We start from the raw sequence: 12,113 nt of genomic DNA on the forward strand, positions 1-12,113 counted from the left end.
ATTACCGGACCTTCTCGTAGTTGTCGGGCACATCCGCGAAGGCGTCGCGCAACTGGCGCTTCGCGATCTTCCCGCTGGGCATCCGGGGCAGCGGCTCGTCCATGAAGACGACGTAGCGCGGCACCTTGTAGTCGGCGAGGCGCTCGTTGCAGAAGGCGACGACCTCGGATTCCTTCATCTGCGCGCTCGTCCTGACCAGCGCTGCCGGGGTCTCGCCGAACTTGGCGTCGGGGACGCTGATCACCGCGACCTCCTCGACCCCTGGGATCTGGTTGATGACGGTCTCGATCTCGGCGGGCGAGATGTTCAGGCCACCGGAGATGATCATGTCCTTGAGGCGGTCGACGTACGTGAGGTAGCCGTTCTCGTCGAGCTTGCCGAGGTCGCCGGTCTGGAGCCAGCCGTCGATCAGAGTCGCACGGGTGGCCTCCTCGTTGCGCCAGTATCCCGGCATCATGCCCGGTCCGCGCAGCAGGATCTGACCGGTTTCGTTGGGCGGGAGGTCGTTTCCTTCGGGGTCGACCACCCGGATCTTCGTGAAGATGCCGCCCCACCCGCACTTGTCGGGGTGTTCCGCGGCTTCGTCCCGCGGCATTGCGGTGGCCGATCCGCCGATCTCGGTCTGACCGTAGATCTGCCTCAGGGACACCCCTTGGGCCTGCCACTTGTGCAGCAGGTCGACAGGCACGCGGGCACCGCCGACGTGTGCGGTGATCATGTGGCTCAGATCCGTGTCGGCAAATCCGGGCACCTTCGCGATCTGTTCGAAGAGAATCGGGGGCCCGGTCAGGGTGTTGGCCTTGTCCTCGGAGAGGATGCGCAGCGCCGACGACGGGTCGAATCCCGGCTGCAGGAACAAGGTTCCGCCGTGCAGCACGACACGCGAGATGCCCCAGACGATGCCGGCGGCGGTGAACAGCGGAAGCACCAGTACCGGGCGCAGACCGTTCGGCTGAATCGGTTCCATCAGCGACCACTCGTGCATCTCACCGGCAATCGTGGCGTGCGTGAAGATCACACCCTTCGGCTTCCCGGTGGTGCCGCTGGTGAACACGATGGCAGTGGGAGTGTCGAGATCGACGACCGGCGAGCGGTACTTCGCGTGTTCGCGGCCGCGCAGCGGGCGCACATCCTTCTCGAACACGGCGACCGAGAAGGTGTTGCGTGCCTGCTGGACCTCTTCGAGTCGCGGCAGCAGTGCCTCTTCGCAGTAGACCACGGAGGGTTCACAGTCGTCGACGAGGGTGGTGAGCTCGCCGGTGAGCATGCGCTGGTTGAAACCCACGGCGATGGCGCCGACCTTCATGGCGCCGAGCGAGGCCACGGCCCATTCCAGGCTGTTGGCACCGAGGAAGCCCACTCGATCACCCGGCGCGACGCCACGGGAGGCGAGGTCGTGCGCAACACCGTCTGCCCAGCTCGACAGCTCTGCGTAGCTGACGACATCGCCGTCGAAATCGATCGCGGGCAGATCCGGCTTCGACCGAGACCAGTAGGTCAAAGCGTCTACAACGGTGCCGCTCATGTAGCCCTCCATGAATGTGTGTCGTCGATGCGGGCCCACCTCGGTGAGGCGCAGATCACACCCGCCTGTTAAATCTAAAGGTTGTTGTTTATTGAGGCAAGTACGAATGGGCGTCCGCACCATGGGCGACGGCGCGCATCGCATCGACCTCGACCAGTTTCCGACGGGCGCGGCCTTGACGACGCCCCTCGGTACGTTCGTACCGGTCGATGCGCCGCCAGCCGTCGAAGCCGAACGCGTCCGGACAGCGCGTCTCGACGATCGCCGCCAGATCGTCGCCCGTGCGGCTCGGCCGCGACAGGAGGGCGCGTTCGTGGTCAGCAACGATCGCTTCGACGGTCTCGGCTGCGCAATATCGATTGGTCCCGATCACGCCGGTCGGCCCCCGCTTGATCCAGCCTGCTACGTAGACACCGGATATCGGACGGTTGCCGGCCGGATCGACGACGCGACCTGCGACGTTGGGTATCGTTCCGCGGACCGCGTCGAACGGCAGACCCGACACCGGACGGCCGCGATACCCCACAGACCGCAACACCAGAGACGCGTCGAGGTCCTCGCCGGGCCCCGCCTGGCCGTACGGTGCGATCCGCAGACCCTCGACGCGAGTGCCGCCGAGAATCTCGACCGGCGCGGCCTGGAAGCGTAGCGTGATCCTCCGCCTGCCCGGTTGCGGACGCCGGTGCGCGTACTCGGCGATCGTCTGCAGCTTGATCGAGGCGCCCTCCGGCGCGTCGTAACCGCCGTGGACGGTCACGTCCAGCTCGGGCAACGAGCCCAGCGCCAGCAGTTCCGGTGTCGTGAACGCCCCGTGCTCGGGGCCGCGGCGCCCGAGCACCACCACCTCCTCGATCGCGCTGCGGCGCAGTACATCCAGAGCATGCTCCGCGATGTCGCCGGGCACGAGCCGCTCGGGATCGCGTGCCAGGACCCGCGCTACATCCAACGCGACATTGCCGTTGCCGATCACCACGGCGCGACGCCCCGACAGATCGAACGTACGGTCGGCGTAGTCCGGATGCCCGTTGTACCAGGCCACGAATTCACGTGCGGCAAAGCTGCCCGGCAGGTCTTCGCCCGGGATACCGAGCTTCCGGTCGTCGGAAGCGCCGCCTGCGTGGATCACCGCATGGTGGTGGTCGAGCAGTTCGTCGACGCTGAGGTCACGTCCGACCTCCACACCGAGAAATGCGCGGAAGCCGTTGCGGCCGGCGGTACGGGCGAAGACCCGCTCGACGGCCTTCGTCGTCTGATGATCCGGTGCCACACCGAAGCGGACGAGCCCACCGACGACGGGGAGCCGCTCGAACATGGAGACCTCCACGTCGATGTCACGCCGTTTCAGCAATTCCTCGGCAGCGTAGAAGGCGGACGGACCGGAACCCACGATCGCCACCCGCAGCGGACCGGGCCGCTCGGCGACGACGACGGGCTCCTTCGGCACCTCCGTCGGGCCGGACACGGTCGGGTTCCCCAGGAAGTATGCGGCATTGAGATCCTTGTAGATCTCGGTCTCGGCTGTGAGATCGCTGTCGGGCGCGATCGCCTCCACCGGACACACGTCGGCGCACGCCCCGCAATCGATGCAGGTGTCCGGATCGATGTAGAGCATCTCGGTGCGCGCGTACTGCGCTTCGTCGGGAGTCGGGTGAATGCAGTTCACCGGACACACCGCGACACACGTCGCGTCGTTGCAGCAGGCTTGGGTGACTACGTATGTCATGGATACTCCGGTTGATCGTGTGCTTCCGAACTCTGTTCCGGCGGGAGGAAGCGGTGGCCGTAGCGGTCGGCAAGTTCGCGGGCGCGAGCCGTGAATCCCTCCGCACCACCGGTATAGGACCGCCTGAACGACACGACCCCACCGGTGTGCGCGGGGAATCCGATGCCGAGAACGGATCCGGTGTCTGCGTCGGCCTCGGAACCGATCACACCTTCGTCGAGACAACGCAGCGCTTCGATCACCTCGACGAAGAGCAACCGGTCGCGCATGTCGTCGACCGGGATACTCCGGGTCGTCCCGAACACGTCGCGAAGGCCGGGCCACAACCCGATTCGCGTGCCGTCGGTGTCGTACTCGTAGAATCCGCGTCCCACCGATCGACCGACTCGACCGTGCTCGTCGATCATCCGGTCGCGGACACGGTCCGCACCAGTCGCCCGCCACGCGCCGCCGGCGGTCCCGACAGCGGCTCGGTTCTCTCGCTGCACCGCGCGGTTGAGGGTCAACGTGATCTCGTCGAGCAATTGCAATGGCGGCACCGGGTATCCCGCTTCGAGCGCCGCACGCTCGACGAGGACCGGATCGATTCCTTCCCCGACCGCGACCATCGCCTCGTCCAGATAGGGCTGCATCACCCGGCTGGTGAAGAACCCCCGGCTGTCGCGCACCACGATGGGCGTCTTCCCGAGCTTCCGTGAGTACGTCAAGGATGCCGCGAGAGTGGTCTCCGACGTGCGCGTACCGGTGATCGTCTCCACCAACGCCATCCGGTCGACGGGCGAGAAGAAGTGCATCCCGACGAAGTTCTCCGGACGTGCCAGCGTGGATGCGAGCGTTGTGATCGGCAGGGTCGACGTCGTCGACGCGAGGAAGGTGCCCGGGTCGGTGACGGCCTCGACCGACTGCAGGACCTGTTGTTTGGCGGCGACGTTCTCCGCCACGGCCTCGACCACCAACGAGGCCGGCGCGAGGTCCGAAACCCGTTCGGTAGGCGTGATGCGGGCGAGCAACGCCTGTGAGACCGCCGTATCCGTCGTCCCGGCCTGCAGTGCACGCATTTCGCGCCGGTCGGCGTACGCCCTTCCGCGGCGCGCACCCTCGAGGGTCCGCGCAACGAGCACGACGTCGGCGCCGGCCCGTGCGCACGTGTACGCGAGGGCCGATCCCATCATCCCGGCGCCGACGACACCGATCGTGGTGCCGGTCAGAGCACCCGACTCCCCGGTCATGACTGCGGCCTTTCCACGCGGGTGACGTCGACGGGGAAACCGTTGAAGATCGGGGCGCCTGTCAGCGGCTCGACCACGGTGTCGTCGACCAGGGCATTGACGTTCGCACCGGGTGCAGCGGCCGAGCGAGTGGTGCGGAGACCACGGCCGTCGTGACCCCACCCGTGCGGCAGGCTCACCACGCCCTGACGCATCGCGTCGGTGATGCGCAGTTCGGCGACGACAGCGCTGGTCTTCGATGCGATACGCACCGTGTCGCCGTCCACGAGGTTGCGTGCGGCAGCGTCGAACGGATTCATGAACAGCGCACACTGACCTGTGTCGGGCTGTGGCAGCGCATTGTGCAGCCAGGAGTTCATACCGCGACGCTGTCGCCGGTTGACGAGGACCAGCTCCGGCACGGGTTGTGCCAGCGTGTCACGCAGGCGCGGCAGGTCGGCGATCAACGCATCGGGGACGAGGTTGATCCGTCCATTCGGGGTCCGCAGCACCTCGGGGATTCGCGGTTGCAACGGCCCGTAGTCGATGCCGTTGGGATTGCGTTCGAGCAGTTCGAGGGTCAGTCCGCCGGGAACGGCACCGAACCGGTCGCCGTACGGGCCGCTGCGCAACCGCAGGTCCAGCAGCCGCTGCGGGCCGGTGCGGCCCGCGGTCGCCCGTACGACGTCGTCGAGTTCGCAGCCCGCGAGCTTCGCTGCGCGACGGATCGCTGTGGTGGCGACCTCGTCGTCGAGCTCGGTGACCGGCCGCTCCGGTTCGCCACGGACGATTGCCGCGAGGCGCAGCAAAATCTGCCACTCGGGGACCTGGCCCGGACTCGGCTCGAGCAACGGGGCCGTGTACCGGGCCACATTGCGCACCTGGAAGTGGGTGAGCGCGAGGTCGTGGTGGCCCCGCGTCGTCAGCGGTGGAGGTGGCAGGATGACATCGGCATAGCGGGTCGTCTCGTTGAGGTACCCGTCGATGCACACCATGAATTCGAGATCGGCCAGGGCGGCCTCGACAGCGTGGCTGTTCGGAAACGACCGTGCCAGGTTGCCGGAGATCGTGATCAGGCTCCGCACCTGTCCCGGGCCCGGGGTCAGGACTTCCTCGGCGAAACAGACCGCGGGGATCTCTCCCATCGCCTCCGGCATGTTCCGGACCCGCGACCGCCATCGGTCGAACACGAGCGGAGCCTTCGGGTTGGCGGGCCAGGTGGTCGGACCGCCTGCCGGTGGCACGGGGAACATCGCGCCCCCCGGCCGATCGAGGTTGCCGGTCACGATGTTGAGGATCTCGACCATCCAGTTGGCGACCGAACCGAACTCCTGTGTGCACGAACCCATCCGGGAATGGGCAACGGCCGAGTCGGCAGCGGCGAAATCCCGTGCGATCCGGCGGATCACGTCGGCGTCGATACCGCAGATCTCCGCGACCGCGTCCGGGGTGAACTGTTCTGTGAGCCGAAGGACGTCGTCCAATCCGTCGACGTACCCGGTCAGGCGCCCGGGCGCAGCAAGCCCCTCGGTCGCGATCACCGAGACGAGTGCGAGCAGGAGAAACGCATCGGTACCGGGCCGGATGGCGAGATGGAGGTCGGCGACCTCCGCCGTCCGGGTGCGCGCCGGGTCGACCACCACCAGGGTGCCACCGCGCTCTCGCAGCGCTTCCAAACGCCTCCCGATTCCCGGCGCGGTGACGGTGCTGCCGTTCGACACGAGCGGATTCGACCCCAGGATCAGCAGATACGACGTGCGGTCGATATCGGGGACCGCCATTCCGAGCCCGGTTCCGTAGAGCAATGCGTTCGCGTAGTTCTTCGGAAGAGTGTCGATGCTGGCGGGCGAGTAGACATTGCGGGTGCCGATCGCCGAGATCAGCGGCAACGTGTAGAACGACGGGTCCAGGTGGTGCGCGGCCGGGTTGCCCGAGTAGACAGCGCAACTGTTGGGGTCCGCCGCGATGATCGGAGGCAGTCGCCGACCGATCTCGGCAAACGCCTCGTCCCACGTTGCCTCACGGAAATCGTCCCCGTCGCGGATCAACGGAGTGCGGATGACGTCGGGGTCGTTCTCCAGTTGCCCGAGGCCCAGCCCCTTCGCGCAACTGTGCCCTGCGGTGAACACGTCGTCGGGGTTCGGCCTCACCGACGTCACCGTGCGTCCGCCGAGTTCGAAGAGCAGACCGCACGTCGCTTCGCACAGCGGACAGATGCGTGCGCCGACCGTCGTGGCGGAAGTGTCAGTGAGCACCGGCGGGGACCTCCGATTCGACGGCCACCGGCACCGCAGTCATCACCGGCATCGCGTTGATGTTCTGGACTCGGTCGTAGCCGGTCAGGTCGTTGACATTGCTGCCGACTCCGCGGGGGTCCGCGTCGGCGTCGGACGCACCCCAGCAGTGGGTCATCGAGACCGTGCCCTGTCGGACGGTGGGTCGGTGTGTGCGACAGCCCGGATGCGGCCGTGGGCCGAGCGGATGCGCACGATGTCGCCGTGTTCGATGCCGAGCTGCCGCAGGTCCTGCGGATTCACGTGTGCGGGGTTGTAGCCGAAGCGTGCGAGCCCGCTGACATCCCGGCCCACCGAATTCATCAGCTCCCGCATGCGGCGCACCGTCAGCCGCATGGTGAGCCCGCGTTGTGGCGTCGACTCACCCAGTGCAGCAGCGATTTCTGCGCTCACATCGTCCGGGCACAGGGCGAGGCGATGTTCGGACGCTCCTTCTGCGGGCGGACCGACCACCTTCTCCTCCGGAGGCGCGAGCGTGCCGCGTCGTGCCGACATCACTTCGTCCATGGATACGCGCCCGCGTTCTGCGAACATCGCGAGCATTTCGTCCGAGGTGGGCGGCGCGTCCGGATCGAGCACCCGCCCGGCGAACTTCACCGTGTGCCCGGCCGCAGAGGCAAGGCGGAAGAAGAACTCCCAGTCCTCGATCACGCCTGCGGGCGGAGCCACGAGTCGTGGTGTGTATTGCGCGAAGGGCCGGGCGAAGAAGAACTCCATCAGCAAGGTGTGGTCGGGTCGCTCGTACGCCATCGTCGGCGCGATCACATAGTCGGCCAGCCGGGCGGTGTCGGACATTCGCGTGTCGACGCACACCAAGAGCTCCAGCTCGCTCAGTGCACGTTCGACCTTCTCCCGATCCGGCAGGGCCCGCGCCGGGTTCCCGCCCGAGACCACCAGTGCCCGCACCCGGTCGGCGCCCGGCTCGAGGATCTCGTCGGCAAGAATGCCCGACGGCAGCTCGCCGTTCATCGTGCCGATCCCGCCGATGCGGCTGCGGAACCCGGATTCCCAGGTCCGGTACGGCGGACGAACCTCTGCCTTCAACGGGGTCGTCCGTGCGAGAACGTTGCGGTTGGGTGTCACCTCGCCTTCGCGGAGGTACCGACCGCAGACGACGTTCAGGCACGCGGCCAGGTGTTCGGCGACATTGGAATGCGGGCCCATGCACACCCCGGTGCCCGTTGTCGCCATGCCCCGCCGCCCCGCCGCGAACATCCGGGCCGCGCGGATGACATCGGCGGCCGGCACGCCCGTCACCGCTTCGGTGTGCGCCGGTGTCGCCGGTGCGACCGCCGCGCCGAGCTCCTCGAGGCCGTCTGCGAAGCGCTCGCAGAACCCGTGATCGTGACAACCCTCGGACAGGATCACGTGCAGCAGTCCCGCGAACAGTGCGGCATCGGTGCCGGGGCGGAGCTGCAGGTGCAGGTCCGCACGAACCGCAGTTTCGGTGCGCCGAGGATCGACGACGATGAGCTTCAGCCCTCGCTCGCGCGCCCTGCGGATCGTCACGGACGGGTTCTGAGTGATCGCGCCGTCCCCGTCACCGCCGTTGAGCGACACCATCGGGTTCGTGCCGGCCAGCAGCCACACGTCCGCGGTGTCGAAGCGCTGGCGCCCGCCGAGATACTCCCCCATCCGCGACTGCACGATCCACTTGGCGGACTGATCGATCGTCATGGTCGAGAACAGTTTCCGGGATCCGGTGGTGCGGAACCACGCCCGCGCCATCGGGCCGGTCAGCGCCGCGAAGTTCTGCTGGGTTCCCATGAACAATGCCAGTGCGTCCGGACCGTGCTCCCCCGTGATCGCTTCGAGGCGCTCGGCAATCTCCGCGATCGCCACCTCCACCGGGATGGGCTCGAAGTTGCCGCCGGGGGTGCGGCGCATCGAGGTGGTGAGCCGATCCGGCCCCTGATGGAAGTCGCCACCACGACGTCCTTTCGGACACGAGTAGCCGCCCGACAACGGGTGCAGTCCGTCGCCGACGATGCCGAGGATCCGATCGCCGTCGACCTCCACCCGCACCCCGCACGAGGCGGGGCACAGGCGGCAATAGGACAACTTCACCGGCACTGTCCGCTCCGTCCGCTGTTCGGCAGAGGCGATGGGCTCTGCAGGATGTGATGATCGTCACCGACGTCATCGCAATCTAACATCTGTAGGTAAATGGCACAACATGAGCCTGTTGCGGCGGCCACGAACGGCAAACGGTTATTCACCAGCAGAACTCCATGCGGTGAACAACCGTCAACCGCGTAGGGCTATTCGGCTGCAGCCATGGTGTGGGGTGTCGTAGCGGTCTCGGAACGGCGGTTGCTCTGCGCTCGGCGATTCCGGATGGACATGACCCCGAGAGTCACGACAGCGAGCAGCGTCGGCACGATCGTGAGGAGGAAGATGCTCTGCGCACCCAACCCCGCCGCGATCAGAAGCGCGCCGACCGCCGGACCCGCGATCGAGCCGATTCGCCCGATGCCCATTGCCCAGCCGACACCCGTCGCGCGGACCGCAACCGGATACACCGTGGCTGCGATCGCGATGATGCCGGCCGAGCTACCGGACATGCCGAATCCGACGAAGAAGACCGCCAGCAGCAGCAACCATCCGCTGCCGAGAAGCATCGCGACCAGCGCAGTGAACACGGCTCCGAGCGTGTAGCCCGCCATCACCACGACGAAGCCGTTGCCGATCCGGTCGGTGATCCGGCCGAATGTCAGCGCACCCGTCATCCCGCCGAGGTTGAACAGCGACGCGGCGAGCAACGCGGTCGATGCACTCCGACCGCCTTCGCCGAACAGCGTCGGCATCCAGCTGAGCAGAAAATAGATGACCAGGAAGTTGATGACGAACACGCCCCACAACAGGACCGTGTCGACCGCGCGGCCGCCCTGGAACAGGACGCTCACCGGCGACTTCGTCACGGTCGACGTGTCCTGCACGAACCTGGCCGTGGCGGTGACGCGTGCGTGGGGCGCGATCTCGTCGACGATGTGCGCGGCCTCCTCGTTGCGGCCTCGGGCAACGAGGAACTTCACGGATTCCGGCAGCCACCGCATCGCCACAGCCATCAAGATCAGCGGTAACACGCCACCGACGACGAACAGCGCCTGCCACCCGAACTTCGGGATGAGGAACGCGGCCGCGAAACCACCGACGAAGCCACCCAGCGACATGCCCGCGACCGTCACGGTCACCATCGTCGCCCTCATCCGGGCAGGACTGTATTCGCTCACCATCGCGATGAGATTCGGTGTCACACCGCCGAGGCCGAGACCCGCGATCACGCGCAGCACGATCAGCGCCGTCATGGAGGTCACCAGCGCGGTGGCGAGCGTGAACACCGCGAAGATGACAGTGCACACCATGATGATCCTGCGGCGGCCGTAGCGGTCGGCCAGCGGCCCGAAGAGCAGGCTGCCCACGACCATCGCGCCGGTACTCAGCGCGAGCGCGAAGCCGAAGGACGCGGGCGACAGTCCCCAGTCCGCCGACATGGCAGGAATGACGAACCCGATGAGTTGTGCGTCGATGCCATCGAGGATCGCGAGACCGAGGCACAGGGCGAGGACACGCTTCTGCAGGGATGACAGGGGCGAGTCGTCGATGATCTTGGTGATGTCCACATCGCGGGTACTGCTCACGGTGCGTGTCCTCTCGGAGAAGGGGAAATGAACCTCAGGACCGGGACGTCGCGGCATCCGCCGACTGCGCCTCTCGGGGTACCGGGATCGCATGGGCCGGCGGCGTCTGAAAGCGCTCTCGGAGAACAGCCTTCGCAAGCTTGCCCGAGAAGGTGCGCGGCAGCGGTTCGTCGAGCGCGAGCGCCACCGCGGGGCGCTTGAATCTGGCCAGGTTCCCGCTCGCGACGCACGCGATGTCGGTGACGATGTCGTCCGCCGGCCGTTGACTGTGGAACACCACCATCGGGACCTCACCCCATCGGTCGTCCTTGACTCCGATCACCGCGAGGTCGACCAAGCCGTCGATGCCGTGCAGCGCCTTCTCGATCTCGGCCGGGTATACGTTGAGTCCACCGGAGATGAGCATGTCCTTGCGGCGGTCGATGACCTTGAGGAAGCCGCCTTCGTCCTGCAGGCCCAGATCGCCGGTGCGCAACCAGCCGTCGACAAGCGTGTCCGCCGTCGCCTCGGGCTTGTTCCAGTACTCCCGCATGACGTGCTCGCCGCGCACCAGAATCTCGCCGACCTCGTTCGGTGCGGCGAAGCCACCGGCGATGCTGCCGATGCGCACCTGGGTGCCGGCCAGGGCCAGGCCGGCGAAGCCCGGCCGGGTACGAGCGTCCTCGTAGTACAGCGTCGAGACCATTCCCGACGCCTCGGTCAGTCCGTACGCCTGGGTGAGCGGCACGCCGCGGCTGTTGTAGAAGTCGAGCAGGTCCAGGCTCACGGGTGCGCCACCGGCGCCGGCGAACGTGAACTTCGCGAGCTTGCGGGTTCCGAAGTCCGGGAGCTGGGCCATGCGCTCCCAGATCACCGGCACCGTTGTGGTCGCGGTGACCTGCTCACGCTCGAACGTGTCCAGGGCGATCGCCGGATCGAACTCGCGCAGCAGCACCATCGTCGATCCCGGCAGCACCACGAGCTGCATGAAGATCGACAGGACCGAGCCGGTGTAGACGAGGGGCGCCGAGCACATCACGCGGTCGCGGCGGGAGATGCCGTGGCTGAGCACCTGCGCGATACCGGGCGCGAGTGCGCTGCGATGTGTGACGAGCGCACCCTTCTGTATACCCGTGGTGCCCGAGGTGTAGCAGATGAATGCCGGATCGGACGCCTCGATGTGAACGTCCGGCACGTTTCCGGGGTCGAGCAGCGTCTCGTATGCACGGTGGTCGCTTCCCCCGATCCCGAAGATCTCGAACTCGGTTTCGGCCGCTGCCTCCTCGAGCAACGGAGCCAGCTCGTTCTCCACGATCACGACCCGCGGCGCCGAATCCACGAGCATCGGAGCCAGTTCCTTGCCGAGCAGTCGGAAGTTGAGCGGGACGCTGATCGCACCGAGCTTGAGTGTCGCGAGGATGACGTGCGCCAGTTCCGGTCGATTGAGCATCATCACCCCGACGCGGTCACCCTTACGAACGCCCCGGGCGGCGAGGCCACGGGCCAGCGCGTCGGTGACTGCGTCCACCTCGGACCACGTCTGGGAGGTGTTGCCGAACACGATCGCCTGCTGGGCGGGACGAGTCTTGCCCCAGTATCGAACCAGATCGGTCAGATTCATTGTCGTCTCCTCATGCTCGCCGTGGCGGCGTGCCCCGCTCTCGCTCACGGCGGTGGGGGTGCGGCCCGCGCCGGGCCCGTCCACCCGATTCGGACGCGCCTCCGTCGGGCGGCGCGTCTGGA

The 12,113-nt window shown here is 67.1% G+C and carries 8 protein-coding genes; all 8 read right to left on the reverse strand.

Going from position 1 to position 12,113, the window contains the following annotated elements; all coding sequences use genetic code 11:
• Position 1: 1 nt before the first annotated feature.
• Entirely contained in the window at positions 2-1,525 is a 1,524-nt protein-coding gene (locus tag JYA75_RS26420; RefSeq protein WP_185713816.1) for an AMP-binding protein, read from the reverse strand.
• An 88-nt stretch (positions 1,526-1,613) separates the two neighbouring features.
• Positions 1,614-3,248, reverse strand: coding sequence for an FAD-dependent oxidoreductase (locus JYA75_RS26425; RefSeq protein ID WP_043799798.1), 1,635 nt, complete (start codon positions 3,246-3,248; stop codon positions 1,614-1,616).
• Positions 3,245-4,477, reverse strand: a complete 1,233-nt coding sequence (locus tag JYA75_RS26430; RefSeq protein ID WP_050034660.1) for a 3-hydroxyacyl-CoA dehydrogenase family protein — start codon at positions 4,475-4,477, stop codon at positions 3,245-3,247. Before JYA75_RS26430 ends, JYA75_RS26425 begins: the two co-directional genes overlap by 4 nt.
• Positions 4,474-6,711: a molybdopterin-dependent oxidoreductase gene (locus JYA75_RS26435; protein WP_043799793.1), complete on the reverse strand. Its 2,238-nt coding sequence runs from the start codon at positions 6,709-6,711 to the stop codon at positions 4,474-4,476. Before JYA75_RS26435 ends, JYA75_RS26430 begins: the two co-directional genes overlap by 4 nt.
• A complete protein-coding gene (locus tag JYA75_RS28985; RefSeq protein WP_239010502.1) occupies positions 6,701-6,868 on the reverse strand; it encodes a hypothetical protein in 168 nt (55 codons plus the stop codon). Before JYA75_RS28985 ends, JYA75_RS26435 begins: the two co-directional genes overlap by 11 nt.
• Positions 6,865-8,823: a molybdopterin-dependent oxidoreductase gene (locus JYA75_RS26440; RefSeq protein WP_239010503.1), complete on the reverse strand. Its 1,959-nt coding sequence runs from the start codon at positions 8,821-8,823 to the stop codon at positions 6,865-6,867. The genes JYA75_RS28985 and JYA75_RS26440 overlap by 4 nt, the downstream gene beginning before the upstream one ends.
• Positions 8,824-9,011: 188 nt before the next feature.
• Entirely contained in the window at positions 9,012-10,391 is a 1,380-nt protein-coding gene (locus tag JYA75_RS26445; protein ID WP_029541596.1) for an MFS transporter, read from the reverse strand.
• Between the two features lie 34 nt (positions 10,392-10,425).
• Positions 10,426-11,991, reverse strand: a complete 1,566-nt coding sequence (locus JYA75_RS26450; RefSeq protein ID WP_203329527.1) for an AMP-binding protein — start codon at positions 11,989-11,991, stop codon at positions 10,426-10,428.
• Positions 11,992-12,113: the final 122 nt, after the last annotated feature.

The sequence above is a fragment of the Rhodococcus sp. PSBB066 genome, from assembly GCF_017068255.1.
GTDB classification, from domain to species: Bacteria; Actinomycetota; Actinomycetes; order Mycobacteriales; family Mycobacteriaceae; genus Rhodococcus; species Rhodococcus aetherivorans.

Excerpts from the sequence above, each read along its gene's own strand:
- JYA75_RS26420 (WP_185713816.1), bottom strand. The coding sequence starts at position 1,525 with ATGAGCGGCACCGTTGTAGACGCTTTGACCTACTGGTCTCGGTCGAAG.
- JYA75_RS26425 (WP_043799798.1), bottom strand. The coding sequence starts at position 3,248 with ATGACATACGTAGTCACCCAAGCCTGCTGCAACGACGCGACGTGTGTC.
- JYA75_RS26430 (WP_050034660.1), bottom strand. The coding sequence starts at position 4,477 with ATGACCGGGGAGTCGGGTGCTCTGACCGGCACCACGATCGGTGTCGTC.
- JYA75_RS28985 (WP_239010502.1), bottom strand. The coding sequence starts at position 6,868 with ATGACCCACTGCTGGGGTGCGTCCGACGCCGACGCGGACCCCCGCGGA.
- JYA75_RS26450 (WP_203329527.1), bottom strand. The coding sequence starts at position 11,991 with ATGAATCTGACCGATCTGGTTCGATACTGGGGCAAGACTCGTCCCGCC.